Origin of the sequence: Xanthomonas fragariae (assembly GCF_900183975.1) — a bacterium.
Lineage (GTDB): Bacteria > Pseudomonadota > Gammaproteobacteria > Xanthomonadales > Xanthomonadaceae > Xanthomonas > Xanthomonas fragariae.
This window is the reverse complement of sequence record NZ_LT853882.1, coordinates 1,153,742-1,180,687: the sequence shown is the minus strand read 5'-3', so window position 1 is coordinate 1,180,687 and position 26,946 is coordinate 1,153,742. Positions and strand designations below refer to the sequence as shown.

16 protein-coding genes, 2 other RNA genes and 6 pseudogenes are annotated in these 26,946 nt (G+C 62.9%); 11 read left to right on the top strand and 13 right to left on the bottom strand.

Going from position 1 to position 26,946, the window contains the following annotated elements:
• The first annotated feature begins 1 nt into the window (after position 1).
• The 4 genes and pseudogenes from gloB (at position 2) to mutM (ending at position 3,856) form a co-directional block, all read left to right on the top strand.
• Positions 2-769 carry a hydroxyacylglutathione hydrolase gene (gene gloB, locus PD885_RS05380; RefSeq protein WP_002814376.1) on the top strand — a complete coding sequence of 256 codons (768 nt, stop codon included), beginning with the start codon at positions 2-4 and terminating at the stop codon, positions 767-769.
• Positions 766-1,947 (top strand): lytic transglycosylase domain-containing protein, encoded by a 1,182-nt coding sequence (locus PD885_RS05375; protein WP_002814378.1) that lies wholly within the window; start codon positions 766-768, stop codon positions 1,945-1,947. Before gloB ends, PD885_RS05375 begins: the two co-directional genes overlap by 4 nt.
• 66 nt (positions 1,948-2,013) lie before the next feature.
• Positions 2,014-2,853: pseudogene (locus PD885_RS05370) on the top strand (transposase family protein); the annotation flags it as partial.
• A gap of 187 nt (positions 2,854-3,040) precedes the next feature.
• Complete coding sequence (mutM, locus tag PD885_RS05360; RefSeq protein WP_002814380.1) at positions 3,041-3,856, top strand: bifunctional DNA-formamidopyrimidine glycosylase/DNA-(apurinic or apyrimidinic site) lyase; 816 nt, start codon at positions 3,041-3,043, stop codon at positions 3,854-3,856.
• A gap of 848 nt (positions 3,857-4,704) precedes the next feature.
• Here mutM and PD885_RS05355 read toward each other — a convergent pair.
• Both PD885_RS05355 and PD885_RS05350 read right to left on the bottom strand, forming a co-directional pair.
• Complete coding sequence (locus tag PD885_RS05355) at positions 4,705-6,912, bottom strand: prolyl oligopeptidase family serine peptidase (RefSeq protein WP_386270795.1); 2,208 nt, start codon at positions 6,910-6,912, stop codon at positions 4,705-4,707.
• Between the two features lie 339 nt (positions 6,913-7,251).
• Positions 7,252-9,222, bottom strand: coding sequence for an OPT family oligopeptide transporter (locus tag PD885_RS05350; RefSeq protein WP_002814383.1), 1,971 nt, complete (start codon positions 9,220-9,222; stop codon positions 7,252-7,254).
• A gap of 372 nt (positions 9,223-9,594) precedes the next feature.
• Between PD885_RS05350 and PD885_RS05345 the strand changes: the two genes are divergently transcribed.
• The gene (locus PD885_RS05345; RefSeq protein ID WP_231892674.1) at positions 9,595-10,125 is read left to right on the top strand and encodes a DUF3757 domain-containing protein; all 531 of its coding nucleotides are present in this window, start codon (positions 9,595-9,597) and stop codon (positions 10,123-10,125) included.
• A 37-nt stretch (positions 10,126-10,162) separates the two neighbouring features.
• Here PD885_RS05345 and PD885_RS05340 read toward each other — a convergent pair whose 3' ends face one another.
• Positions 10,163-10,981 carry an HDOD domain-containing protein gene (locus PD885_RS05340; RefSeq protein ID WP_002814392.1) on the bottom strand — a complete coding sequence of 273 codons (819 nt, stop codon included), beginning with the start codon at positions 10,979-10,981 and terminating at the stop codon, positions 10,163-10,165.
• A 100-nt stretch (positions 10,982-11,081) separates the two neighbouring features.
• Positions 11,082-11,949 (bottom strand): annotated as a pseudogene (locus PD885_RS05335) (IS5 family transposase).
• A 118-nt stretch (positions 11,950-12,067) separates the two neighbouring features.
• Here PD885_RS05335 and PD885_RS05330 point away from each other — a divergent pair.
• Positions 12,068-12,143: non-coding RNA, sX9 sRNA (locus PD885_RS05330), on the top strand.
• Between the two features lie 40 nt (positions 12,144-12,183).
• Here the strand turns inward: PD885_RS05330 and PD885_RS05325 are convergent.
• The 4 genes from PD885_RS05325 to lexA are packed head-to-tail and all read right to left on the bottom strand — an operon-like array spanning position 12,184 to position 18,178.
• A complete protein-coding gene (locus tag PD885_RS05325; protein ID WP_002814396.1) occupies positions 12,184-15,435 on the bottom strand; it encodes an error-prone DNA polymerase in 3,252 nt (1,083 codons plus the stop codon).
• A gap of 48 nt (positions 15,436-15,483) precedes the next feature.
• The gene (locus tag PD885_RS05320) at positions 15,484-16,902 is read right to left on the bottom strand and encodes a Y-family DNA polymerase (RefSeq protein WP_002814398.1); all 1,419 of its coding nucleotides are present in this window, start codon (positions 16,900-16,902) and stop codon (positions 15,484-15,486) included.
• A gap of 9 nt (positions 16,903-16,911) precedes the next feature.
• The gene (gene imuA, locus PD885_RS05315; protein WP_002814400.1) at positions 16,912-17,571 is read right to left on the bottom strand and encodes a translesion DNA synthesis-associated protein ImuA; all 660 of its coding nucleotides are present in this window, start codon (positions 17,569-17,571) and stop codon (positions 16,912-16,914) included.
• Position 17,572: 1 nt separating this feature from the next.
• On the bottom strand, positions 17,573-18,178 hold the full coding sequence (gene lexA, locus PD885_RS05310) for a transcriptional repressor LexA (protein WP_002814404.1): 606 nt from the start codon (positions 18,176-18,178) through the stop codon (positions 17,573-17,575).
• A gap of 110 nt (positions 18,179-18,288) precedes the next feature.
• Here lexA and PD885_RS05305 point away from each other — a divergent pair.
• Together PD885_RS05305 and PD885_RS05300 are read left to right on the top strand one after the other, a co-directional pair.
• Positions 18,289-18,399, top strand: a pseudogene (locus tag PD885_RS05305) (AbrB/MazE/SpoVT family DNA-binding domain-containing protein); the annotation flags it as partial.
• Positions 18,396-18,585, top strand: a pseudogene (locus PD885_RS05300) (type II toxin-antitoxin system death-on-curing family toxin); the annotation flags it as partial. The pseudogenes PD885_RS05305 and PD885_RS05300, both read left to right, overlap by 4 nt.
• 63 nt (positions 18,586-18,648) lie before the next feature.
• Here PD885_RS05300 and PD885_RS05295 read toward each other — a convergent pair.
• The 5 genes and pseudogenes from PD885_RS05295 to PD885_RS05275 form a co-directional block, all read right to left on the bottom strand.
• The gene (locus tag PD885_RS05295; RefSeq protein ID WP_002814405.1) at positions 18,649-19,173 is read right to left on the bottom strand and encodes a hypothetical protein; all 525 of its coding nucleotides are present in this window, start codon (positions 19,171-19,173) and stop codon (positions 18,649-18,651) included.
• Positions 19,174-19,291: 118 nt separating this feature from the next.
• Positions 19,292-20,097, bottom strand: a pseudogene (locus tag PD885_RS05290) (IS5 family transposase).
• Positions 20,098-20,158: 61 nt separating this feature from the next.
• Positions 20,159-20,234, bottom strand: a non-coding RNA gene (locus PD885_RS05285) — sX9 sRNA.
• Between the two features lie 299 nt (positions 20,235-20,533).
• A complete protein-coding gene (locus PD885_RS05280; RefSeq protein WP_002814406.1) occupies positions 20,534-21,127 on the bottom strand; it encodes a GIY-YIG nuclease family protein in 594 nt (197 codons plus the stop codon).
• Positions 21,124-22,415, bottom strand: a pseudogene (locus tag PD885_RS05275) (DUF763 domain-containing protein). The gene PD885_RS05280 and the pseudogene PD885_RS05275 overlap by 4 nt, the downstream one beginning before the upstream one ends.
• Positions 22,416-22,690: 275 nt before the next feature.
• Here PD885_RS05275 and PD885_RS05270 point away from each other — a divergent pair.
• From PD885_RS05270 to PD885_RS05260, 3 genes are read left to right on the top strand one after another with little or no spacing between them, the layout of a single operon-like run.
• Positions 22,691-23,269, top strand: a complete 579-nt coding sequence (locus PD885_RS05270; RefSeq protein WP_002814407.1) for a (2Fe-2S)-binding protein — start codon at positions 22,691-22,693, stop codon at positions 23,267-23,269.
• Positions 23,242-24,330, top strand: coding sequence for an FAD binding domain-containing protein (locus tag PD885_RS05265; RefSeq protein ID WP_040763049.1), 1,089 nt, complete (start codon positions 23,242-23,244; stop codon positions 24,328-24,330). The genes PD885_RS05270 and PD885_RS05265 overlap by 28 nt, the downstream gene beginning before the upstream one ends.
• The gene (locus tag PD885_RS05260) at positions 24,327-26,639 is read left to right on the top strand and encodes a xanthine dehydrogenase family protein molybdopterin-binding subunit (protein WP_088056686.1); all 2,313 of its coding nucleotides are present in this window, start codon (positions 24,327-24,329) and stop codon (positions 26,637-26,639) included. The genes PD885_RS05265 and PD885_RS05260 overlap by 4 nt, the downstream gene beginning before the upstream one ends.
• The last annotated feature ends 307 nt before the right edge of the window (positions 26,640-26,946 follow it).

Genomic DNA, 26,946 nt, shown 5'->3' with positions numbered 1-26,946 from the left:
TATGCGACTGACCGCCCTGCCCGCATTCGAAGACAACTACATCTGGGCGCTGGTCGCTGCGGATGGCCGCGCGGTCATCGTCGACCCTGGTCAGGCCGAGCCAGTCTTCGCCGCTGCGAAGCGAGAAGGACTCATTCCCAGCGCAGTACTGCTGACCCACCACCATGCCGACCACATCGGCGGCGTAGCGGCATTACAGCAACGATGGCCAGGCCTTGCAATGTTCGGCCCTGCCGACGAGCGCATTCCCGCAGAAGCCCATCAGGTTGGCCAGGGCGAACACTTGAGTTTGCTTGGCAACAGGTTCGAGGTGCTGGAAGTTCCCGGCCACACCCGCAGTCATATCGCGTTCGTCACCGACGGCCATCTGTTCAGCGGTGATACCCTGTTCAGCTTAGGCTGTGGGCGGATGCTCGAAGGTACAGCTGCTCAGATGTTCGAATCGCTGCAGCGCCTGGCCTCTTTGCCTGGCCAAATGCGTGTGTGTTGCGGCCACGAATACACGTTGGCCAATGCGGCCTTTGCACTGCACGTCGATCCCACCAACGCTGCCTTGCAGCGCCGTCAACAGGAAGCCCAGGCCATGCGTCATGCAGCCCGTCCTACCCTGCCGATTTCGCTGAAGAGTGAGCTGGCCACCAATCCGTTTTTACGCACCACCAGCCCCGCAATACGCGCTGCAGTCGCACCGCGCGCAGCTGGCGCACTTTCTTTAGAAGTAGATGTTTTTGCCGAACTTCGGCGCTGGAAAGACGAATTTCGCGCATGAGGCGCCTGCTTCTGGCAGTGCTGGCCGCGTGCGCGATCATTGCACCGGCAGCCGCATCGTCGAACGACCCAAGGTGCCCCGAAGCCGCGGACAGCTCCACGACACCGACCACCGCACCCGGCGTGCGCAACGGACGGGACATTTTCTCGTTGTTTCTGGATGGACGCGCCGATCCTGGCTGCGACAGCGAGCACAACGACACCCGCTGGGAACACGATTTCTCGCGTGCCCCGGCTCGCTTGGCTGATGGTGCGCAGGATGTCTTGCCGCTGTTCGGCTATGTGGTGGATGAGCTGCGCGCAGCCGACATGCCGACCGAATTTGCGCTAATTCCGTTTGTCGAAAGCGGCTACCGCCCAGGCGCCCGCAACGGTGGCGGCCCTGCCGGCCTGTGGCAGTTCATCGCGACTACCGCACGCAACCACCATGTACCGGTCGGCGCGCAATACGATGGCCGCCTGTCGGCCGTGGATTCCACCACCGCGGCCGTGCGTTATCTCAAAACGCTGTACGGCATGTTCGGCGGCGACTGGCGCATGGCGCTGATGGCCTACAACGCTGGCGAGTACCGTGTACTGCAAGCGATGCGCACCGCCGGCATGAACGCGCAGAACGCCCGCCCGTCCGAACTGCCTGGCATGTCCAAGGTCACCTACGAGTATGTGGAAAAGCTGCATGCGCTGGCGTGCGTGCTCGATCACGCGCAACAACAGGGCAATCTGCTGACCTCGCTGGATCGCCCAGTCCCGGTACTCACCAAACACGCCCTGCCGGCTGGGACCAGCCTCAATGCCTGGGCCGGAGAACGCGCGATCGAGCCGCAAATGCTTGCCCGGCTGAATCCCGCCCTGGCCGGCGTGCGCGCCGCGCCGCGTGGTGTGCATGTGCTCGCTCCGATCGCACAAGCGCAGCCAGGATCAGCCAACGCCGTTGTCGCATCGGCTGATCTGGGCAGGATTATCGACACCAACGATGCCGCCCCGACGGTCGTTGCAACGGCAACCTCCAAGGCTTCGACGTCTCAGGCACGGACCCACACCGTTCGCAACGGCGAGTCCGCCTGGACCATTGCACGTCGCTACGGCGTCACCGTGACGACGCTGCTCGCCAACAATGGCCTGGATAAGCGCACAGTTCTCAAGCCAGGCATGGTGCTGTCGTTCGACGGCATGCCTTGATTTAAGCGCGACCAGCACACTGCTCGCCGTGTCGTTGCCCCGATTGGGCTGAATTAGTCCGGACATTTGCGATACCTCAAGCATGCCTACGACCTGTCAGATGAAGCAGTCTGCGAACGGTGGCTGGAAAATCCGTATTGGCGACGTCGTTTTCCAGAAAAGGCAATCGCGTATCCAACCGAAAATTGCTTGCTTGAAGTGGCACGCAAGAAGCTGGTGCTGCTGGCCAAGCGCCGTGGCTTTGCTCTGCGACAGAGCGACGCACGCCAAGGCCCGGCGTTGAATCGTAAGGCCGGGCGCTATGCCCATGCACGCCAGTTCAAGCGGATGCGGCGCATCCTGCGACGTCAACGCACCGTGCTGGGACGGGTCCAACGCAAACTCGATCAGGTAGACACCGACGTGCGCGAGCGCATCGCTGTGTGGTTGCAGCGCGCACAACAGGTGCATGCGCAACCTCCCAAAGACAAGCGAAAACTCGACGCATTGCATGCGCCAGGAGTGGACTGCATCGGCAAGGGCAAAGCGCGTCAGCCGTACGCATTCGGCGTCAAGGTCGGGATTGCGGTGAGCGCCTGCAAGTGCTCGATCGTGGGAGCGCGCAGTTCCGGGCAACGCCGGAAGACTGCCGGCTGCGTCGTTGCAGGCGCAAAAGCACCCAAGGCCATGCGCTGCAAGTGCTTGGTTTGCGCCGCCGGCTACAACCTGCGTTGGCTGATGCGCTGGATCGCGTTTTTGCGCGCCTGGATCCGGGCGATGGGATGGGCATCCTTGAGCGCCGATCACCGATCATCGCTGGCGATTGGTGCTTGGTGCTTTTGGTGCTTGGTGCTTGGTGCTTGGTGCTTGGTGCTTGGTGCTTGGTGCTTGGTGCTTGGTGCTTGGTGCTTGGTGCTTGGTGCTTGAAAGGAGTTTTTCAGGGACGACTAGTTATTGCAATGGTCGTCTAAAATTGATCAAAACAGAGACCACTACTGTAGGCTACCGAAGTCGTAATTCTCCACGCAACTGATGCGCGGATGTGGATTTATCGTGTTTGGCCACCATATTGATCGAGTCCCGTACATGTCGGGTTGGCTGATTGGATACGTGAATGCCTGAACTTCCCGAAGTCGAAACCACCTTACGTGGCTTGTCGCCGCATCTGCTCGGGCAACGCATCCATGGCGTCATCTTGCGGCGGCCAGACCTGCGCTGGCCGATTCCTGAGCAAATCGAGCGACTGCTTCCTGGCGCGACCATCACCAATCTGCGCCGTCGCGCCAAGTACTTATTAATTGATACAGATGCCGGAGGCAGTGCGTTGCTACACCTCGGGATGTCCGGAAGCCTGCGTGTGTTGTCTGGCGACACGTTGCCGCGTGCGCACGATCACGTGGATATCAGCCTGCAGAATGGGCGTGTGTTGCGTTTCAACGACCCACGCCGCTTCGGTTGTCTGTTGTGGCAATCCGATACCAAAACCCATGATTTGCTTGCCGCCCTTGGTCCAGAACCATTATCTGATTCATTTACTGGCGATTATCTGCACGCGCTGGCGCGTGGTCGCCGTGCGGCAGTGAAAATCTTTCTGATGGACCAATCTGTTGTTGTAGGCGTTGGTAATATTTATGCTGCCGAGAGCCTGCATCGCGCGGGAGTCAGCCCGTTGCGAGAGGCTGGCAAGGTGTCGCTGGATCGCTATCGGCGCTTGGCTACGGCGGTGAAAGACATTCTGGGATATGCGATTGAGCGTGGTGGAACCACGTTGCGGGATTTCATCAGTCCCGACGGTGCCCCTGGCTATTTCGAGCAGGAGCTCACGGTATATGGACGCGAAGGTGAACCTTGCAAGCAGTGCGGGCGCATGCTGAAGCACGCCACGATCGGACAACGCGCAACCGTGTGGTGCAGTAGTTGCCAGCGGTAAGACGTGCAAGACAACGAGCTTGGCGAACCGGGCAACACACCATGTCTGACATCTGAAGCTGTGCTGCTTGCAAACCACCTGGAGCAGCTGCCAATACTTGGCGAGCGGTCATTAGATGGTTGCGGACAACGCATAGTCATCGTTCTGTGCAATCTGTGCGAATGGCAGATGCCGCATCAAACACCAGCCACGCCCGCCTGGCGACTGCGCAGTCGTTTTGTTAGCCGCCCTTAGTCTTCCTTGAAAAACCACTTTCAAGCACCAATCGCCAGCGGTGCACGGTGCTCAAGAGCGCAGCAGCGGCGCAATCATCGCATCGCCAAGAATCGGGTATTTGTCGAGCACGCGTTCGCACGGTTGACCCAACAAGGTGGCAAGTGTCTACGCACGCTCGGCCTGGCACGTGCAACGGTGGTAATCGGGTTGAAGGTTACCGGTCATCACCTGCTGCGTCTGGCGCGATTGCAGCAGGCTGGAATGCGACCGGCATGAATACCGCAAGCGGGCAAAGTGCTGCATCCGTGGCATGAGCAAGCTACGAACGTCGACGAATACCTCCGATTGCTGATCTTTTGAAGGCCGGGTAAGCATGATGTGTCCCTCGCCGCGGTCAGGATTTGGTTATTTGAGGTGCCCTTAAAACGTGGATGCTTGCGCTTGGCATAGCGCATCCTCGCTGTGGCCGGTGCGGCCTGCATCCAGGCTGCACAACGTAAGCACACGTCACGACTTCTACGCTGCAATTTATACGCTGCAATTTTCCAGGTCTCCCTACACCCCTACAAATTGAGGCCACACCATCACTGCACCAATTAGCACGCCCCCCAAGCGGCGTGCTAATCGCAACATCACTGGCCGATATGCTGCTTTAACCAGCTATTGACGGTGTCGTGCCACAGCACGCTGTTGTCCGGCTTGAGCACCCAATGGTTCTCGTCCGGGAAATACAGGAACTTGGACGCGATGCCCTTGCGCTGCAGCGCGGTAAATGCGGCCAACCCCTGCTCGACCGGAATGCGGAAATCCTGTTGGCTGTGGATCACCAGCATCGGTACTTTCCACTTGTCCACGTGCAACACCGGGTTGAACTTCTCGTAGCCAGCCGGGTTCTGCCACGGGGTGCCGCCATTTTCCCATTCGCTGAACCACAGTTCCTCGGTGGCATAACCCATGGTGCGGTTGTCGAACACGCCGTCGTGATCGACCAGGCACTTCCATGGATGGTTCCCATCTTTATCAAGCCACGTCCCGGCCATCCAATAGACCATGTAGCCGCCGTAGCTGGCGCCCAGCGCACAGGCCTTGTCGCCGTTGAGGAAGCCGTACTGCTTCTGCGCAGCGGCCCACCCTTTTTGCAGATCTTCCAGCGGGCGGTCGCCCCAATGCTGGCTGATCGCGTCGGTGAATTGCTGGCCGTAGCCGGTGGAACCGTGGAAGTCGATCATCACCACCGCGTAGCCCTGCCCGGCGTAGGTCTGCGGATTCCAGCGATTGCTCCAGCCATTGCCAAAGCTGTCCTGCGGGCCGCCGTGGATGAGGAACGCCACCGGATAGGTCTTGCCTTCCTGGTAGTTGTACGGCTTGACCACATAGCCGTGCACGGTGTCGTTATTCCAGCCCTTGAACTGGAACTGTTCGTAATCGCCGAATTGCACATCCGGCAGCAACTCACCTGCGCTTTGCGTCATCGCCCGCAAACTTTGGCCTTGCACATCGCTGACAAAGATCTGGTCGCCGCTCTTGAGCGAACTACGCGTAAACGCCAGCGTGGTGCCGGCCAGCGCCGGCGCATGCACGCTGCCCTCGCCCACCAGCTTGGTCGCCTCACCGCTGGCGAGGTCGATCTTGAACAGCGGGTGCTCGCCCAGGTCCTCGGCGCTGGTATAGATGCTGGCGCCATCGTCGCTCAACACGATTTCGCCGGCCGAACGGTCCCACTTGGGCGCGATCTCGCGGGCCTTGCCGCTGGCCACGTCCATCGCCATCAGGCCGAAGCGGTCGGCTTCGAAACCGGGGCGCTTCATTGCGCGGTAGTACAACGTCTTGCCGTCGGTGCTGAACACCGGGCCGGCATCCCAGGCCGGGTTGGATGCGGTGAGATTGACCGGTGCGGACTTGCCGCCGGCATCCAGGCGATACAGATCGAAGTTGGTCTGCCACGACTCGTCGTTGCCGGTGGGTTTGCCGCCAGCAGTTGCAGTTTTGCCTGCCTTGGTGCCGTAAGGCTGCGGCACGCGCACGCTGGCCACCACGCTGCCGCCATCCGGCGACCAGGTGTAATCGTCATTGCCACCTGACGGCTTGGATGGCGCATCGCCGGCCAGCGTGGCGCTGATCGCCGAGGCACCGACCACCGCCTTCGCACCAGCGGCAGGCAGTTCGGCGACGAACAAGGTGTTGCGGCGGCCATCGTTCCAGGTGTCCCAATGCCGCACGAACAGCTGGTCGTAAACCACACCGCTGGCCTTGGCGTCCTTGACGCTGGCGAGCTTTTTCTTGGTGCAGCCCAGATCCGATCCGCAGTCCTGGAACACGCCGGCACTGAAGGCGATGCGCTTGCCATCGGGCGAAAGTTTGTAGCTGTCCACGTCCACTGAAAACGCAGTGAGCTGCTGTGGGGTGCCGCCGGCCAGCGGCTGCGCGTACAGCTGTTGCGTGCCGGATTTGCTGCTGAGGAAGTACACCGTCTTGCCATCCGGTGACAGCGCCGGGCTGTTGACGTTCCAGCCTTCGGGAGTGAGCCGCTTGGGCGGCAATGGATCGCCGGTGCGCAGGTTGCGCATCCACAGGCCGGTGGCCGGCTTGCCCTTGCCGGCGTTGGCCTGCCGCTTGGCGAACACAAGTACGTTGCCATCGGGGCTGAGCGTGGGCGAGAACACGCGGTCCAACGCCACCATGTCGCGCACATCGAAACCACGCGCGGCGGCAAGGCTTGGCAAGGCGACCAACAGACACAGGGGCAGCACGGCGTAACGCAGCTTCATCAAGATTTCCCGCAACGGTAAAGCATCGATGGTAGGCGTTGCTGCAGCGCAGGTGCAAAGGCATGAAGTCATGCAAGCCGCATCCGTACGGAATGTGCGGCTGACCGATTCAGGAGCGGTGTGCAGTGTGTGTGAGCGGAAGAACGCGCTTGAAGACGCTGCGCACTCACGTAGCATTTCAGCCGATCGGCGAGGCTCTTTGCTTGCCGACGATCGACCGGATCAAGAGAAACCAAGAGCGCACTCTTGCAGCGTGCGGCCTTGAGACCAAGTCGAACCATTTGCAGTCGTGCAAACGTCACCTTCCAGATAAAGCCACGCATACCGCGATGCGTGGCTGGTGCGATGGCGCAGACAACGCTGCGTGCCCATCGACGCGTGCAATACGCATTCGCCATCCACACATCAGACTCAGACGGCCGGTTCCCCGCGCTTGCCGACCCGATACAGCAGCCAGCCGACCAGGGCGAGAATCGCCAGGCCGAACCATTGACCGAGCTGCAGGCTGGCCGGCAACGCCAGCACATCGGCGCGGCTGGACAGCACGATCGGCACGGCAATGGCGATGCCCATCAGCGCCTCGCCAGTGATCAGGCCGGCAGCGAACAGCACGCCGGGGCGATGCACGCGGTCGCGGCCGTCTTCATCGTCGGCGCGGATCGTGTGGAAGCGCTCCACCAGATGCGCGATCAGGCCACCGATAAAGATCGGCACCATCAGTTCCAGCGGCAGATAGATGCCGATCGCGGCGGCCAGCACTGGCACGCGGAAGCGCTTGCCGGTTTTCTTCAGCCATTCATCAAACGCGATGATCGCTGCGCCCACGCCGGCACCGATGGCAATCATCGACCACGGCAGCTGCCCGCCGAACAGACCCTTGGCGACCGAGGCCATCAAGGTAGCCTGCGGTGCGCCCAGGGCGTTGGGATGCTGCGGGGTGGCCGGGCCGATGCCATAGGCCTGGGCCAGCAGGTTCAGCACCGGCGCCATGATCAACGCGCAGGAAAATGCGCCGATGCCTAGCATCAGCTGCTGCTTCCATGGCGTGGCACCGACCAGATAGCCGGCCTTGAGATCCTGCAGATTGTCCCCGCCCACCGCTGCCGCGCAGCACACCACCGCACCGATCATGATCGCCGCCACCGCACCCAATGGCGCAGCCCCGATGCCCACCGGCGCCAGACCGCGCTTGCCGAGCAGCAGCACCAGCACTGCCGAAGCGAACAGAATGGTGGAGATGGTGATGCCCGACACCGGGTTGTTGGACGAGCCGATCAGCCCAGCCAAGTAGCCAGACACCGACACGAACAAAAAGCCGGCCACGATCATGATGACGGTCATCGGGATCGACACGTGCCACTGCTGCACGATGGCCTGATACAGGCCCAGCAGCGGCAAGGTGCACAACACCAACGCCACCAGCATCCATTTCATCGGCAGGTCGCGCTCGGTCTCGGCGACCAACCCGCCACCGCTCTTGCGTGCGACGGCAAAGCCGCTCCTGACGCCCGAAAACAGCGACTTGCGCAGCGAGAACAAGGTCCACACACCGCCGATCAGCATCGCACCGACGCCGAGGTAGCGAATCTTCGCGCCCCAGATGCCGAACGCCGCATCGGCCGCCGACGCACCGACCAGGCTCTGCGCCAATGCCGGGTCCGAGCCCATGAAGAACTGCTGATACAACGGGATGGCGATGTGCCAGGACAAAATCGAACCGGACAGCACCACGATGCCGACATTCAAGCCAACGATGTAGCCCACGCCCAGCAACGCTGGCGACAGGTTGGTGCCGAAGTAACCCACAAGACGGCTGCTGCCGAGGTAGGTGGCCTGCGCCCAGGTATCGGGAATCACCCGCAAGCCGCTGGCGGCGGCGAGTTTGACCAGTGCCCCGATGGCACCGGAGATGGCCAGGATCTTCAGACCCGGGCCGGGGTTTTCGCCGGCCTTGAGCACTTCGGCCGCGGCCTTGCCTTCGGGGAACGGCAGCGGGTCTTCGACGATCATCGAGCGCCGCAGCGGCACCGAGAACAGCACGCCGAGCAACCCACCCATGCCCGCGATGCCGAGCACCCACCCGTATTTGAAGTCGGGCCAGTAGCCCATGATCACCAGCGCCGGGATGGTGAAGATCACCCCAGCGGCAATCGACGAGCCCGCCGAGGCACCGGTCTGGACGATGTTGTTTTCCAGAATGGTGCCGCCGCCGAGCAGGCGCAGCACGCCCATCGACACGACGGCGGCCGGAATCGCGGTGGCAATGGTCAGGCCGGCAAACAGGCCGAGATAGGCGTTGGCGGCCGACAGCACCACCGCCAGCACGATGGCCAGCACGACGGCGCGGAAGGTGAGCTGGCGCGGCTGCGCGTCATGGCGCATGGGCGGTTCCCCTGTAGCAAAACTCCGCGCCACGCTAGCCCCTGCGCGGGGTTCCGTCCAGCTGCGGCGCGGCGTGACAGTGTGCCTGCTGTGGCGGATGGGAGTGCCCGGGCCTGCTGCCGCCAAAACCATGCTGACAGCGACCTGCACAGCGCCCCTCCTATGGCGTGGATACGCCTGCGTCGACATTACGCCTGCGCCGACATCGGTTCGCCTTGAAAAACCGCCATGTCGCAGCGATCACTATCATCGCGCCCACGCTGGGTGTTGATGGCAGCAGCATGATCCGGCCCGGTTGCTTCGGCGCGGCGCGATGACCAGCACGACTCCCTCCCCTTCCTGACACCTACCTGCTACCGAAAGGCTTCCACCGTGAAACATCCGCTAAGCACCGTTATTTTCTCCGGCATGCTGATGCTGTCGCTGCAGCCATCCACTGCATTCGGCCAAGAACAGTCTCCGCAAAGCGCAAAATGCCCGGAACCTGCCGCGGTCCACTACGACGCAGCCCACTACCGAGCGGTCGCCGATGTCGAGTTTCCTGCTGGAAGCGTTGCTTATGGAAGAGGCGATTGGGTCAGCACGAAGCAGCCCGATCAGGGTGTACCGATCAAGCTGTCCTCGGTATTGTTCTACGGCAAGCAGCCGGGCAAATCCAAAACAGAATCCGAATCGGAGGGTGCGCTGGTCAATTGCACCTATGAAGTGCGTAACCACAAGCAAGTGGATCTGGCTTACTTCGACCGAAGCACACCAAATCAGCAGCGCAACCTGATCGTCGTCCCCAAACGCCCCTCGCGCTGGCAGCTCGATCAAAAAACGCCAGCACCGACGCAGGATGCGTTCTACTCCTGCACACAGAGTACAAAGGACTGTGCGTTCGAACCGCGACGTCTGGAATGACCCAGCGGCACATCCGCACAGCCCTTGTTGATCGATATCAGTGCAACAACTCGGCGAACGCGCGGTCGGCCTCGATCACCTCCGGCAGCGCGGCAAACAGTGCATCCAGATCCACCGTGTCCATCAATGGACCACGAACCGCTTGCAGTGCGGCCGGGGTGGCTCCGCCGTGTACGTCCAGCGCATCAGACACTTGCACCGCCTGAGCCACCAGCAGCGGCATCAGCGCGCCTTCCGGCGCGGCGGCGGGTCGGACCTGATAGGCGATGGCTTCCTGGATCACCGCAGGCAACTGCCAGCGCCGTACCAGCTCGGCTCCTACTTCCGGGTAGCCAAAGCCCAGTTGCAGGGTTTCCTCAGCCGCGTGGCCGGCCGACGAGGTTTCCTGATTGATGCGGCTGGCGTAATCCGGCGCCCCCGACTGGATCAGCAGCTCGCCGATGTTGTGCATCATGCCGCAAGTAAACGCGGTTTCCGGATCGAACCCGTGCTGGCGCGCCAGCAAGCGGCAGATGCCGGCCACTTCGAAACTGTGCCGCCAGAATGCCTTGAGATCGAAGCCCGGGTCGGCGCGAAACGCCCCGCTCATCGCCGAAGCCAGCACCAGCGTGCGCAGCGTGTTGAAGCCCAGCCGCGTGGCCGCGTCTTCCACGCTGGTGGAGTCGCGCAGACCATGGAAGCGTGCCGAATTGGCCAGCCGCAACACCTTGGCGGCGATCACCGGATCGCGCTCGATGGTGTGCGCCAGCACCTCGATCGTGGTCTGCGGATCGTCGAACTGACGAATCAGGTCCTGTGCCACTTTGGGCACCGTGGGCAAGGTATGCAACTGGTCGAACAACGCCTCCAACTTCATGATCGCCTCGGGGGGGTGAAGGGATAAACCAGCGCGGCCGCGCGGCCTGCATGGTGTAGCACAGACCGGTTGGATGACGGTAACCCGTCACGGCTGCTATTCACCCAGGCTTTTGCGTCGGTCTGCACCGCATGGTTTGCCGATGCTCCTGCACTAAGAGCGGGTAACAAAACCCAGGAAGAAGCCGTAAGCAGATGATGGAGCAAGCAAGCGAGAGCAACGCCAAGTGGAGATCGATGCGGCGTTCAAAGCGGATGCGCAGTTTGCCCATGCCTGCGAACCAGGCATGGGTGCGCTCGACGACCCAGCGATGGCGGCCCAACCGGTCGTTGCGCGCGATCCCCTTGCGTGCGATCCGCGCAATGATGCCGCGCTGCTTGAGGAAGGCGCGACAGCGGTCGATGTCGTAAGCCTTGTCGGCGTGCAATTTGTCTGGCCAACGTCGCAGGCGCCCTGGTTTGCCACCAATTGGCGGCAAGGCGTCGATCAACTCCTCGAACACGACCGAGTCGTGCCGATTGGCGCCGGTGACGCACACCGCCAAGGGGATGCCGTTGCGATCGACGATCAGATGCCGTTTGCTGCCGAGTTTGCCGCGATCGGTCGGGTTCGGCCCGGTATATGGGCCCCCCGGGGGGAGGCTACGCTAGCGGCGTCCAGACCAGCTCGGCTCAGGTCCAGCGTCTGAGCGCGACGTCGCTCGGCCAGCAACACCTGATGCAGACGATGCCACACACCGGCGGCCTGCCAATCACGCAACCGGCGCCAGCAGGTCATGCCGCTGCCGTACCCAGCTCCATAGGCAGGTCTTCCCACGGCACGCCCGTGCGCAGGACATAGACGATGCCGTTGAGGGCTTGCTGATCACTGATACGCGGCCGTCCACCTTTGGGCGAACGCTTCACTTGCGGAATCAGCGGCTCGATGCGCTTCCACAGCGCAATGGGGATCTCTTTGCGACGTGTCATGTCCGCAATTTTGCCACCGGCGAGACAAGATTCAAGGGGTTTTGTTAGCCGCTCTAAGAGCGGCTATCAAAACCACTGCGCAGTCGCCAGGCGGACGCGGCCGGTGCTTGGAATCGGCATGTACCACCCGTACAGTGCGGTTGCTCCGCGCCGTCCGCACCCACCTGGCGACTGCTCGCTACGTTTTGTCAGCCACTCTAAAAGCTCTATCGCGAACCCGAGGCGCGCAATGCTTCAATGAAAGTCGCGCGAGGGCAACTGCATGTCGCCGAGCAGATCGCTTAAATCGTGCAGATCGCCGGCGATGAGGTGCTCCACGCCGTCCACGCGTTCCCAGCGGCCGCGCACCCCGAGCAGACGCGATTCCAGCAATGTGCGGCGACGGCGCAGCGCCAGGTGCGACCAGACGATGACGTTGATCATGCCGTGTTCGTCTTCCAGGGTGACGAAGATGGTGCCTTTAGCGGTGGCCGGGCGCTGGCGTTGGGTGACCAGGCCAGCGACATGCACGCCGCTGCCGTGGCTGCGCCCTTGCAGGTCGCGCAGGCCCAGGATGCGTCGCTGGCGCATCTGCGGGCGCAGCAGTGCCATCGGATGCTGGCGCAGGCTCAGACCGACCGAGCGGTAATCGGCCAGGATTTCTTCACCCGCGCGCGGCGCCTGGAAGTCCACCGGGCGCTCTTCCGGGCTGCCCGGTAACAGTGGCCGACGCGCTTCCACGCCGGCCATTGCCCAACGCGCAGCGTTGCGGTTGCCCGCCATGCTCTGCAAGGCGCCGGCTTCGGCCAAGGCGAGGCGCGCCTTTTCGTCGAGCGCCGCGCGCAGGCACAGATCGCCGATATCGACGAAGGCCAGTTGCGTGCGTGCGGCGACAACGCGCTTGGCCGCCCCTTCCGATAATCCAGCGATCTGGCGCATGCCCAGACGGATCGCCGGTTGCTCGCCCGGGTCGGCATCGCTACGCCACGGACGGCCACCGACCAGCGTGTTGTCCCACGCGCTATGCAGCACATCAACCGGCAAGACCTCCACGCGCGCGCGCTCGGGACTGCCACGGCGTGCGTCCTGCACGATCTGGCTGGCCGAATAGAAGCCCATCGGTTGCGCATTGAGCAGCCCGCAGGCGAACGCCGCCGGCTCGTGGCGTTTGAGCCAGCAACTGGCGTACACCAGCTTGGCAAACGAGGCGGCATGGCTTTGCGGAAATCCGTAGGAGCCGAAGCCTTTGATCTGCTCGAAGATCTGCTCGATGAAAGTAGAGGCGTAGCCTCTGCCCTGCATGCGCTCACGCACCCGCGCGCGGTGTTGCTCCATGTCGCCACCGCGACGCCAGGCCGCCATCGAGCGGCGCAGGGTGTCGGCCTCGCTTTCGGTGTAATCGGCCGCGTGCATCAGTAACTCCATCACTTGTTCCTGGAACAGCGGCACACCAAGCGTCGGTTTGAGAATGTCCTCCACTTCCGGCGATGGATAGCTCACCGCTTCGCGGCCCTGCCTGCGACGCAGATATGGATGCACCATATCGCCCTGGATCGGGCCGGGGCGCACGATCGCCACTTCGATGACCAGGTCGTAGAACACTGCGGGTTTGAGGCGCGGCAGCATCGCCATCTGCGCACGCGATTCGACCTGGAACACGCCGACGGTGTCGGCGCGCTGGATCATCTTGTAGGTAGGCGCATCCTCGCCCGGCAGCGTGGCGATGCTGTAGTCGCGTCCACGGTGGCCGCGCACCAGATCCAGCGTCTTGCGGATGCAGGTCAGCATGCCCAGTGCCAGGCAATCGACCTTGAGCAGTTTCATGGTTTCCAGATCGTCCTTGTCCCATTGGATGATGGTGCGGTCGGCCATCGCCGCGTTTTCCACCGGCACCAGCATCGACAGCGGTTCGTCGGAGATGACGAACCCACCGACATGCTGCGACAGATGGCGCGGGTGATCGCGCAGGTGCTCGGTCACAACGAGAATCTTGTTGATCAGCGGATTGGCCAAATCGAAGCCAGTTTCTTCGATACGCTGTTGCATCGGCGTTTGGCCATTGCCCCAGCCGTAGCAATTGGCCAGCAGCGCGATCTGGTCAGGCGGCAGACCGAAAGCCTTGGCCACGTCGCGCACTGCGCTCTTGCCGCGATAGCAGATAACGGTGGCGGCCAATGCGGCACGCTCGCGCCCGTACTTGGTATAGATGTATTGCAGCACCTCCTCGCGCCGCTCGTGCTCGAAGTCGACATCGATATCCGGCGGCTCATCGCGCTTTTCGGAGAGAAAGCGCGCCATCAGCAAACGGGTTTCATCGGGATTGACCGCGGTGATGCCCAACGCATAACACACCGCCGAATTGGCCGACGACCCCCGCCCCTGACACAGGATGTGCTGCGAGCGTGCGAAGCGCACCACGTCCTGCACGGTCAGGAAGAATGCCTCGTAGTTTTTCTTGGCGATCAGCACCAATTCTTTTTCGATGTCGTCACGCACCTTGGCAGACACACCATCGGGCCAGTGCTCACGCATTCCCTCCTCGGTCAGCTGGCGCAGATAGCTGGCCGGCGTATGACCATGCGGCACCAGCTCTCTGGGATAGGTGTATTGGAGCTTTGAAATGTCGAAGGTACAGCGCTGCGCCAACTCCACCGTGGCCTGCAACAGCGCATCTGGATAGATGTTGCCCAATGCACGCCGCGTGCGCAGATGACGCTCGCCGTTGCGGAACAGGTGCGCGCCGCACTCGGCCAGCGGCAAGGTGTGGCGGATGGCGGTCAAGGTGTCTTGCACGATGCGTTCGCGTCGCTGTGCCATATGCACATCGCCACTGGCCAGTGCGGTCATGCCAAGTTGCTGCGCCAGCATCTGCAAGGCGTGTAAGCGCGCAGCATCGTCCTGTTCGCGATGCAGTTCCACCGCCAGAAACGCACGCCCTGCAAATACCTGTTGCAACCAGACACCCTGCTCGGCCTGCGGGTGTGTGCCGGGCAGCCACACTGCAAATACGCCAGGTGCGACACCACGCAACTGCGCCTCCACCTCGGCACGCCCCAGCCGATACGCGCCCTTGCTTACCGCACGCCGCGCAGTGGTAATCAGTGCGCACAACTGCGGATAACCGTGCGCATTTTCCACCAGCAGTACAAAGCGGGTGCCATCGACCAGGGTGAATTCGCTGCCAACGATCAAGCGCACGCCGGTGACACGCGCCGCTTCCAGAGCGCGCACGATGCCGGCCAGCGAGCATTCGTCAGTGATCGCCAAGGCGCTGTAGCCGCAGTGCTGCGCGCGCGCGAACAAGTGCTCGGCACTGGAGGCGCCGCGCAGAAACGAGAAGTCCGACAAGCAATGCAGCTCGGCATACGCAGGCAGATCATCAGCGACTGCCGCATGTGTGATGTCGTCATTGGCCGCACGCAAACGTGCAGCGACATTCCAGGCGCGCGGCATGCGCCCGCCAGGAGTGTCGCGGTCTACACCGTCGATGGTGTCATCCCGGCTCATGGATGCCTCCATTGAGCGTGGTGCGATTGCCGCCAGCCAGGCCGGCAATCACGCGAACCATCCATGCAACATCCAGCCATCCACACGGCCTGGTGCGGCGAATGCCCAGCCGCGTCGGCCACGTGCGGTCTCCACGACGTAGTAATCACGCCGTACTTCGCCCTCGTCCCACCAGCCGCTTTCCAGCCGTTCCGGGCCGGAGATGATGCGCAGCTGCGCATCATGCAGGGGCACCGGATGCGGCAGCAACCAGGTCGGACGCGGTGGGCGCGGGGGCGCAACGGCTTCGCGTACTGCATCGCCGATAGCGCAACGCCAGGCGCGTTCCGGGCGCGGGTCGTCGGCTGGAAGCACGCGATAGACCGCCTCATCGCCAAGACGCGCACGCAAGCGCTCGCGCAGTTGCAACCAGTCCACCGATTGCTGCGCGCGTTGATCGAACAGATCGCGCATCGCCGGCACGAACGCCGGCAGTTGCCGCGCCAACACACCCACCGCCACCACCGGCCGTGGGATCTCCACCCGCTCCAGCCGGTTGCGCGCAAGCTCGAACAATACTGTCGGTGCACGCTCCGGTGTCAGCAAGCCGATCTCGACATCGGTGGCGCCTTCTTCGTGTTCCAGGCGCAGCAAAAAGCGCTGCACGCCGCCATCGCGAATGGACAGATACGTGCACAGATCGCCGATCAAGCGACGCAGCGGAAACAACAACGCCGGATGCGTTTCCACCTCGTAACCCAGCTCTACACGGTGATCGAAATGATCCGCGGGTGCGTAGCAATCCAAGGGGTCGTCGGCCTGGCCGTAGAGGCGATCCAGATGATCGAGCAAGCCCGCGCCGAAGCGCCGGCGCAGTCCATCGCGCGGCAACGCCCGCACCGCAGCGAGCGTGCGCACACCCATGTGTTGCAAGCGTTCGCCAGCATCGTCGGGCAAGGCAGCGCGGCGTACCGGCACCTTGTCGAGCGTGTTGTGCAATGCCGGCAATTCCGTCACCACCATGCCATCGCGCAAGCCGGCCAGCACACGTGCGGCGCGCGGCGTGGGGGCAAGTGCAAGCCGGTGCTGGAAGCCCAACGCCTGCAGCTCATCGCGCAGACGACGCTCGAAACGTGGCCATGGGCCGAACAAGCGGAAGCTGGCACCGGCCTCCAGCACGATAGCGCGCGACCATTGCTGGCTCACCAATGAACTGTGCCGATATGCCCATGCCGCGAGAAAACGTTGCGTGCGCGCCTCATGCTGTGCGTCGTAATCGATGGTGCGCACTTGCGTCATCATTGCGTGCGCCGCCGACAGCCGCATGCCGGCCTTCAACCCCGCAGCGGCGACAGCGGCATTGACCGAATGCAGGCGGCGCAGCTGCGCTGGCCCTTCCACCAATACCAGCGGCGCCTGCGGCTCTTCCAGACGCCGAAGGACGGCGTCCAGCGCCAGCTGCGGCAGCAAAATGCAGGCCCACAGCATGCGTGCGCCTCAATGCGCCAGTCGCAACGGCTGCGACGGGACTTGCCCACCGCGGCACTTACGCACCTGCCAAGCATCGCGCTCAGGTAAAAATTCCAGCCGCAGGGCGGCCGGCGATGCATTGACCGCATGCCGACGATCGCGCAGCGCGAACGCGCAGCAGTTGCCGCTGTCGGCAGCGACCTGCAGACGTCGCAACGCGCGCATATCGCCGGTCTGCGGCCAGCCCAGCACCGCGGCGCACGCACCGCTGCGCAGGCATTGTTCGAACGCCCACAACGCCTCGCGCGGCTCGGCCTGCACTACTTCCAGATGCTCCAGCACCACCCCGCCCGCCTGCCATGCCGGCGCGTAAGGAATGAACGGCGGTGCCACCAACACCACTCGACTGCTGGCGCCGGTCATGCGTGCCAGCGTGGGCAACAACAACGCGATCTCGCCCACGCCGTGTGTGGGCAGCAGCAATTCGGTGAGCGCACGCCGCGGCCAACCAGCATCGGGCAATACCGCGTCCAGCTCGGCATGCCCGGTGGATTCGCCACCATTGGCGGTAGCGGTGCCACGACCTGCGCGCCACACCGTGCGCGCAGCCAGCAAGGCATCCAGCTCCAGCGGCAAGGCCACTGCCGCGTTGCCGCCCTGTCTGATGCGCGCCGGCTCCTGGCTCATCTCAGCCCTGCCGGATCAGACCGCAATACAGCCCTTCGATCGCGAAATCGGCATCGGCCGCCACCACAATCGGCGCATGCGCGCGATTGCGCGGCAGCAGCCGGATACGCTCGGCCCCGCGCTCCAAACGCTTGATGGTGATCTCGCCATCCACCCGCGCCACCACGATCTGACCATCGCGCGCATCGTTGCTGCGGTGCACGCCGACCAGATCGCCGTCCAGAATGCCATCGTCGATCATCGAATCGCCTTGCACCTGCAGCAGATAATCCGGACGCAGCGAGAACAGCGCGCGGTCTAGCCATAGTTGCCGGTCCAGGCCGATATCCGCACCGATCGGGACACCGGCTGCCACCCGGCCCAGCACCGGCAAGGCCAGTACCGCCTCGCGCCCGGCCCCGCCTGGCACGCGGATGCCACGCTTCTGGTTCGGCAGCAACTCGATCAACCCGCCCTCGGCCAGCGCCTGCACGTGCTTCTGCGCAGCATTGCGCGAGGCAAACCCAAAGGCTTGCGCGATCTCGGCCAAACTGGGCGACACACCCGCCTGGGCTTGTTCTTGCAAGAACGCCAGCACTGCGGCGCGTTTAGGAGACAGGGGTTGCATGGAAGCACAGCAGCCGGATCGGACAAGGTGTACATTTGTACACCAACCAATCGCAGCAGGCGAGACTGGTTTGCTGAGCCGCTTCAGGCGGAACCCAACTTGCGACAGCGCCCGACGACATCAAGCTGACCGCATTCGACCCGACCCTGGCTGCGCAGATGGATGTGGCCGAGCAGGCGATGCGCGAAGATCGTCAGGTGCTGAACAAGCTGGACAAATGAACACGCGCATGGTCATGTGGATCACGCATGGGCTTGCATTGGCTATCCACGAGCGTCAATTGAGCGAACACGGCGGCGCAGCGGGCGTGTGCGATGAAGCCTTGCTGGATTCGGCACTAGCCTGTCCGCAACAGCATTTTTTACGGCGATCCCCCAACCGATTTGGTGGAGTTAACCGCAAGCCTGGACATGCAAAGCAACTCGTACGCGCGCTTGGCGACTGCGCAGCGAATTTTTTTGATAACGTCCTCAGTCAGTAGACGTTGCTTTACTCGCAGCACGCTTGCTCGTCGCCGCCGCCTTCTTGGCAGCGGCCTTGGGCACTGCAGTTCCCTTTGTTTCAACCGCTTTCTTCGCCGCCGTCGAGCGGTCGCCGGCAGAGCGCTTTTTTGCAGCGCTCTTGGCCTGAGTGGACAAGGCGTGTTTGCCGACCGTCTTCTTGGCGGTCGTGTTTTTGCTGGCGGTCTTCAAGGCTTTCCTGGCGCCTGCCGAGCGTGTCGGCGAGGGCGGGGTGTTGGACTTGGCCGCTGCGCTATCTTGCGTCATTTTTTTCTTGGTGGCTTTGGATGCGTAGTTGGATGGAGCGGCATCCACGCCATCGCGGCGCGCCTTGGACAAGCCGATCGCGATCGCCTGCTTGGTATTCTTGACCCCGTGCGCGCCCTTGCGCACCTGCTCGATTTCTTCCTTCACGTATTCGCCGGCTTGGGTACTGGCCGAAGTTCCTTCGCGCTTTTCCTTGGCGGCAGCGCGGCGCGTCTTGACTTCTGGCATGGGGGTTTCTCGATACATGCGTGACAACCTTGATGTAGCAAGCGAGGTGTCAATGAGCAGTGCGCGCCGCGCCCCCTTGTTGCGACGTCGTGTCTCTGTCGTCACGCACTTAGAGCGGCTAACAAAACCCAGGAAGAAGCCGTAAGCAGATGATGGAGCAAGCAAGCGAGAGCAACGCCAAGTGGAGATCGATGCGGCGTTCAAAGCGGATGCGCAGTTTGCCCATGCCTGCGAACCAGACATGGGTGCGCTCGACGACCCAGCGATGGCGGCCCAACCGGTCGTTGCGCGCGATCCCCTTGCGTGCGATCCGCGCAATGATGCCGCGCTGCTTGAGGAAGGCGCGACAGCGGTCGATGTCGTAAGCCTTGTCGGCGTGCAATTTGTCTGGCCAACGTCGCGGGCGCCCTGGTTTGCCACCAATTGGCGGCAAGGCGTCGATCAACTCCTCGAACACGACCGAGTCGTGCCGATTGGCGCCGGTGACGCACACCGCCAAGGGGATGCCGTTGCGATCGACGATCAGATGCCGTTTGCTGCCGCGTTTGCCGCGATCGGTCGGGTTCGGCCCGGTATATGGGCCCCCCGGGGGGAGGCTACGCTAGCGGCGTCCAGACCAGCTCGGCTCAGGTCCAGCGTCTGAGCGCGACGTCGCTCGGCCAGCAACACCTGATGCAGACGATGCCACACACCGGCGGCCTGCCAATCACGCTACCGGCGCCAGCAGGTCATGCCGCTGCCGTAGCCCAGCTCCATAGGCAGGTCTTCCCACGGCACGCCCGTGCGCAGGACATAGACGATGCCGTTGAGGGCTTGCTGATCACTGATACGCGGCCGTCCACCTTTGGGCGAACGCTTCACTTGCGGAATCAGCGGCTCGATGCGCTTCCACAGCGCAATGGGGATCTCTTTGCGACGTGTCATGTCCGCAATTTTGCCACCGGCGAGACAAGATTCAAGGGGTTTTGTTAGACGCTCTTAGAGTGGCCAAAAAAACGTAGCAATCAGTCGCCAGGTGGATGCGGACGGCGCGGAGCAACCGCAAAGTGCACGTGGTACATGCCGATTCTGAGCACCGGCCGCACCCGCCTGGCGGTGAGCGCAGTCGTTTTGTTCGCCACTCTTATTACGTATTGCGCTTGTGCAGCAGCTGATCACACCATCGCATCCACTTGGCAGGTGCGCACCGCCGGCCGATCGCGCTACGGTGCATCCGCCAGCAATGGTTCTCTCTGCGCATCGACAGAAAACAGCACATTGAACGCGTCGGTCAATGTCAACTGTGAGAACTGCATGTGGTGTCTCCTCAAGACCGGCAGCGATGCTGATCCGGCACACGTCAACGCCTTGGCAACATCACTCAGGCGCTACGGTAGTACCACGCACAGATGTGCTCGGGGAGATGCGCATGCAGCGGCAGGTCCAACGCCTGATAGCCATCGAGCACATCGCGCAGGGTACGTTGCGCCGGTGTCGGGCCGGTCAGGCCATCCAGTTCGTCCGGATTCAACTGCACTGCCGCCCAGTCGTACAACCGATCAATCCGCTGCGCCATCGCCGCCTGTAGCCAATCACCCAATACGAACACGCGATACCCCTGCGCCTGCAATCGGGCCACCGCATGTTCCAGCGCTTCACTCACGCCACGAAACCACTCGGTATGTCCGCCCGCTATCGCACGGATCGCCAGTGGCGCCGGTGCGTTGTGCGCAAGCAAGGGGCGGCGCAGTTGCAATTCCAGATCGCGCGCGTCGCGCTCGCGTTCGGCCTCCATTAATAACCCACGTTGCAGATCGAAGAAAGCGAACCAGCGCGGATGCAGGCTGCTGATGCGCCCCAACGGATCGCGCGAGAAACCGATCTTGCAATGGTCCTCCCACTGGCACGGGAATACATAGGTAAAACAGCGCCCGTCGATCGCGACCTTGGCAATATTGCGTTCACGTGTGCTCACCGTTGGCCTGCACGCGCGCGCATCGGCGGTGCAGGTTGCGCACTGTCTGGCGCCTGCTCCCAGCCGAACACGCTGCGCCCGCCATAACGATGCGAATCGCGACGTTCCTGCGCGATGTAGTAGTCCACCGTGGGACCTTGCGCGGTGGCTTCGAGTCGGCGCGCCTGTGCATCCAGCCGCGCAATCGCCTGCAGGCGTTCGTCATTGCCCAGCCTGGCCTGTTGCATCGCCTGCTTGAGCACGCCGATGGTGTGGTCGAGCACGCGCGTCGGCACCGGGAATGGGTGACGGTCCTTGCCGCCATGCGCAAGCGAGAATCGCGCAGGGTCGCTGAAACGGCATGGCGTGCCATGCATTACCTCGGCCACCATCGCCAGCGAGCGCAGCGTGCGTGCGCCCACGCCTGGCACCTGCAGCAACGCGGTGAAATCGGCGGGGCCCACTTCGGCTGCGGCAGCCAGGCTGGCATGCAGCCGCCGGGGATCACGTTGTCGCTGCGCACATCGTGATGGTCGGGCATGGACAGATGCGGTTGCTGCGTCGGGTCACAGGCGTGGCCGGTAAACAGATCGCCGGTGACCGGGCCTTGCACGATAGCTGGCGATGCAGGTGTCGCCATATCGGTGATGCGCTGCCATTCGCGTGCCAGCCGATCCGGCGAGGTCGCGCGATGGTCGGCAAGATTGACGATATTGCCCTGATGCGCACCATCGATGGCCGCATGCGGTGCATCGACGAAACTGCTCAAGCCTTCGGAGAGCCAGTGATAACGACGCGCCTGCTTGCGCTGCCCATGCATGCCTTGCTGCACCACTACCCAGCGGCCGTCGTCGCTGACGATGAAGCCATGCAGATACAGATCGAAACCGTCCTGCACTGCGGCACTGTCCACTTTAGCGACCAGGCGACTGGCCTGCGCCAGCGCCGCGCCATCGAGCCCCACGGCATCGCCCACTGCCAACAATTCGGCAGGCGTGGCGCGCGAATGCCTGCCGCGTCCGCCACAGACATGGATGCCGAGTTCACCAGACAATGGCGTCAACCCACGCTTGAGCGCGCCAATCACGCTGGTGGTGATGCCGGACGAATGCCAATCCATGCCCATTACCGCGCCGAACGACTGGAACCAGAACGGATGCGCAAGCCGCCGCAACAATTCATCGCGCCCGTAGCTGTGCACGATCGCCTCGCACATCACTGCGCCCAGCCGCGTCATCCGCTCGCCCAACCACTGCGGAACGCGCCCGCCATGTAACGGAAGATCCGCACTGCCACCGCGCCGACTCATCACTGCCACCTCGTTTTCATGACGCAAGGATAACTGCGGTGCGTCGCAGCAGATGGGACGCATGCGTTGCAGTGCGCACACATGGCTGACGAATTCAGCTGCGCACCGTCGGTGCACGATGATCGCGTAATGCACTGCAGACGAACGCAAGCGTGCAACGTAGTGGATGCGATTCCACCGCGTCGTATCGCTGTGAACCTTACGCGTGGTCACTTGGCGTTGACCGCATCGCCCTCAAGGTGATGGCCCTCCTTCGCCATCGCCACGGGGTTCGCATGACTGCCACGCCCGCCACTGCCAATCACACCTCGCCGGCAACCGCCACCACCGCTGCGCCGACATACCCGGTCAAAATGCGCATCAATGGTCAGCCGTATCAATTACAGCTCGAAGCCTGGGTGAGCCTGCTCGATCTGTTGCGCGACCGGCTCGATCTCACCGGCAGCAAAAAGGGCTGCGATCACGGCCAGTGCGGTGCCTGCACGGTGCTGGTCGACGGCCGCCGCATCAACAGCTGTCTGACGCTTGCTGTGATGCAGGACGGTGCCGACATCACCACCATCGAAGGCTTGGCTGACGGCGATCAGCTGCACCCGCTGCAGCGCGCCTTCATCGACAACGATGCCTTGCAGTGCGGCTATTGCACGCCCGGCCAGCTGTGTTCGGCGGTCGGCCTGATCAACGAAGGCAAGGCGCATGATCGCGATCAGGTGCGTGAGCTGATGAGCGGAAATCTGTGCCGCTGCGGCGCCTATCCGCAGATCACCGATGCGGTGATGGAGGTCATGGGCACATCCAGCGACAGCAGCGAGAGCGCCACCACCCCGTGGACGCCAGGGACGGTGCCCGCATGATGCCGCTCAGCTATACGCGCCCGGACAGCATCGATGTTGCACTTGGCGCCATCGCATCGCGCGGCGACAACGCGCATCCGCTGCCGTCCGAAGCTCCCGTGCGCCTGATCGCTGGCGGCACCAATCTCACCGATTTGATGAAGCTGCAGCTGATGCGGCCTAGCAGCCTGGTCGACATCAATCGCCTGCCGCTGAATAGCATCAGCATGCAGCCCGATGGCGGATTGCGTCTGGGTGCGCTGGCACGTAACGCCGACACCGCCTATCACCCGCAGGTCCAAGCGCGTTACCCATTGCTGAGTGCGGCCATTCTGGCCGGCGCCTCGCCGCAGATCCGCAACATGGCCAGCAACGGCGGCAATTTGCTGCAGCGTACGCGTTGCATGTATTTTTACGACCACGCCACGCCGTGCAACAAGCGTGCACCGGGCACCGGCTGCTCGGCCATCGGCGGGCTGACCAAATACAACGCCATTCTCGGCACCAGCGCACAGTGCATCGCCACGCATCCATCCGACATGTGCGTGGCATTGGCGGCGCTGGATGCGGTGGTGCACGTGCAAGGCCCCACTGGCGAACGCGCTATCGCGTTTGCGCAGTTCCACCGCCTGCCCGGAGATCGCCCGGAGCTGGACAGCACGTTGGCGCCGGACGAATTGATCGTGCATATCGATCTACCCAATGCACAGCGCTTCGTCGCGCACAGCGTATATCTGAAAATCCGCGAGCGCCTGTCGTACGCGTTTGCACTGGTGTCGGTGGCGGCCGCGTTGGAGTTGGCCGAAGACGGCAGCATTCGCGACCTCCGCGTGGCACTGGGCGGCGTGGCGCACAAGCCGTGGCGCAACCGGGACGCAGAAGCGCAGTTGGTCGGCTTGCCGGCCACGACGGAGAGCTTTGGCGGTTTGGCCGATGCCTTGCTGCAAGGCGCGCAACCGCAAGGCGAAAACGCCTTCAAACTGCCGCTGGCACGCCGCGCCATCGTGCGCGCATTGAACGTCGCTCGCGAAGGCACCATCGACAACCGCGGGCGCACCCGCGCGCTGGAGCAATCGCCATGAACGCACACAGCACCCATCTGCCCAATAGCGCTGTATCCGATAGCGGACTAACGCCACCGGTGGCCGACCAAGGCACCGGCTATCGCCCCACCGGTACTGGCGTCACCCGCATCGACGGGCGTGCAAAAGTCACCGGTCAGGCGCGTTATGCCGCCGAATGGCCGGTGCCGGATCTGGCCTATGGCGTGGTGGTCAACAGCAGCATCGCCAAAGGAAAAATCGTCGCGTTCGATCTGACTGCCGCGCGCGCGGTGCCTGGCGTACTGGAAATCATCACCCACGAAAACCGTCCGCATATGCGCGGCATGGATCTGTTCTACAAGGACATGGCCGCACCGGCAGGCTCGCCGTTCCGTCCGTTGTACGACGACAAGATTCTCTACAGCGGCCAACCGATCGCACTGGTCGTTGCCGACACCTTCGAGGCCGCGCGCCACGCCGCGCATCTGGTGGAGTTGGAGCTGTTACAGGATCCGCACGACACCAACCTGATGATCAATCTGGACCGTGCGCACAAGCCCAAGCCATTGAAGGCAGGCTTTTCGCCACCGCCCAAGGACAAAGGCGACCCGCAGGGCGCTTTCGACCATGCCGCCTGCCAGATCCAGGCCGATTACTACAGCGGTGTGGAGCACCACAACCCGATGGAGCTGTTCGCCTCCACCGTGATCCGCGATGCCGATGGTCACTTCACCATTTACGACAAGACCCAGGGCTCGCAGAACAGCCGTTGGTATGTGTCGCATGTGTTCGGCCTGAGTAAGCGCAAGGTCACCGTGCGTAATCCGTATGTGGGCGGTGCGTTCGGCTCGGGGCTGCGCCCGCAGTATCAATTGCCGCTGGCGGTGATGGCCTCGATCCTGCTGGACCGCTCGGTGCGCGTGGTGCTCACGCGGCAACAGATGTTCACCTTCGGCCATCGCCCGGAGACGGTGCAGCGGCTCAAGCTCGGCGCCGATCGCGACGGCAGCTTGCGTGCGATCTGGCATGAAGCCATCGCCGAAACCTCGCGGATCGAAGATTACGTGGAGGTGGTGGTCAACTGGAGCGGGCAACTGTACGCCTGCGACAATGTGCATCTGGGCTACACGCTGGTCAGCCTGGATCAGTTCAGCCCCATGGACATGCGTGCACCTGGCGCTGCACACGGCGTGCACGCGCTGGAAGTGGCGATGGACGAGTTGTCTTACGCGATCGGCATCGATCCGCTGGCGCTACGTTTGAAAAACTATGCACAGGTCAATCCGACCGACGACAAGCCCTACTCCACCAAAGCGCTGCGCGCGTGTTACCAGCAAGGGGCCGAGCGCTTCGGTTGGGCACAACGCCCGCTGCAACAACGCGCGCGTAAAGAAGGCAACGAGTGGGTGGGCTGGGGCATGGCCACCGGGCAATGGGATGCGATGCAGATGTTCGCGCGTGCACACGCGGTACTGCACGCCGATGGACGCCTGGTGGTGAGCAGTGCCGCCAGCGATATCGGCACCGGCACTTACACGGTGATGGCGATGATCGCAGCTGAAGCGTTGGGCCTGCCGCTGGAGCAGGTGACCTTTCAGCTTGGCGATTCAACGCTACCGGTTGCGCCGATCGAGGGCGGCTCCTCGCATGTCACCACGGTCGGCTCAGCTGTGGATGGTGCGTGCGGCAAGTTGCGTGCGCGCCTGCTGCAGCTGGCCCAGGCACTGCCCGATTCGCGCTTTGCCAAAGCCAAGCTGGACGAAGTGGTCTTTGCCAATGGCATGCTTGCGTTGCGTGTCGATGCCAGCAGCGCCATTGCATTGCCAGAGGTATTACGTGCGGCCGGGCTGACGCGGGTCGAAGATAAGTTCCTGCTGCTGCCCAGCGTACTAAAACAGCGCAAGTACACCCGTGCCACGCACGGCGCCGTGTTTGTGGAAGTACGCGTGGACGAAGAACTGGGCACCGTTCGGGTGATGCGCGTGGTCAGCGCGATTGCCGCCGGACGCATCCTCAACCCGATCACTGCGCGCAGTCAGATCGTCGGCGGCGTGGTATGGGGCATCAGCCAGGCATTGCACGAGCACACCCAGTCCGATCACCGCTTCGGCCGCTTCATGAATCACGACCTGGCGCTCTATCACGTCTGTGCCAACGCCGACATCCACGACATCGACGTTATCTTTGCCGATGAGGACGATCGCATGGTCAGCAGCCTGGGCGCAAAAGGTGTGGGCGAGATTGGCTTGGTCGGTGTCTCGGCCGCGATCTGCAACGCCATCTTCCACGCCACCGGCAAGCGTATTCGCAGCACACCGATGACGCCGGACAAGGTGATGGCGGATTGACTGATCGACGGCGTCGTACGTGCGGAGCCTGTGCACAACGCACGACATCGCCGCAGCAAGGGTTAGCGCTGGCTCAACATCTTGTGATGTTGAGCCCGTTTTGTTTCACACAGGCGGCACTGGTCGGTCACGTATCGCTAGCAGCACACGCGCTCAGATGGGGATGCCGTGTGCTGGAAGCATCACGTTGCGTCTGCCGTCTCCAGGCACGTGATGTGCCTCTCCAGTAGTGGCACCTGTCCCCCCGCATGGAGCTGATATGAGCGAGCACGATTCCACCCACTCTCCGGCCCGCCGCCGCGCCATC

Coding starts and splice junctions, on each gene's coding strand:
- PD885_RS05295 (WP_002814405.1), bottom strand. CDS start 19,173: ATGCCAGAAGTCAAGACGCGCCGCGCTGCCGCCAAGGAAAAGCGCGAA.
- PD885_RS05260 (WP_088056686.1), top strand. CDS start 24,327: ATGAACGCACACAGCACCCATCTGCCCAATAGCGCTGTATCCGATAGC.
- gloB (WP_002814376.1), top strand. CDS start 2: ATGCGACTGACCGCCCTGCCCGCATTCGAAGACAACTACATCTGGGCG.
- PD885_RS05375 (WP_002814378.1), top strand. CDS start 766: ATGAGGCGCCTGCTTCTGGCAGTGCTGGCCGCGTGCGCGATCATTGCA.
- lexA (WP_002814404.1), bottom strand. CDS start 18,178: ATGCAACCCCTGTCTCCTAAACGCGCCGCAGTGCTGGCGTTCTTGCAA.
- PD885_RS05355 (WP_386270795.1), bottom strand. CDS start 6,912: ATGACTTCATGCCTTTGCACCTGCGCTGCAGCAACGCCTACCATCGAT.
- PD885_RS05270 (WP_002814407.1), top strand. CDS start 22,691: ATGACTGCCACGCCCGCCACTGCCAATCACACCTCGCCGGCAACCGCC.
- PD885_RS05340 (WP_002814392.1), bottom strand. CDS start 10,981: ATGAAGTTGGAGGCGTTGTTCGACCAGTTGCATACCTTGCCCACGGTG.
- imuA (WP_002814400.1), bottom strand. CDS start 17,571: ATGAGCCAGGAGCCGGCGCGCATCAGACAGGGCGGCAACGCGGCAGTG.
- PD885_RS05350 (WP_002814383.1), bottom strand. CDS start 9,222: ATGCGCCATGACGCGCAGCCGCGCCAGCTCACCTTCCGCGCCGTCGTG.
- mutM (WP_002814380.1), top strand. CDS start 3,041: ATGCCTGAACTTCCCGAAGTCGAAACCACCTTACGTGGCTTGTCGCCG.
- PD885_RS05325 (WP_002814396.1), bottom strand. CDS start 15,435: ATGAGCCGGGATGACACCATCGACGGTGTAGACCGCGACACTCCTGGC.
- PD885_RS05320 (WP_002814398.1), bottom strand. CDS start 16,902: ATGCTGTGGGCCTGCATTTTGCTGCCGCAGCTGGCGCTGGACGCCGTC.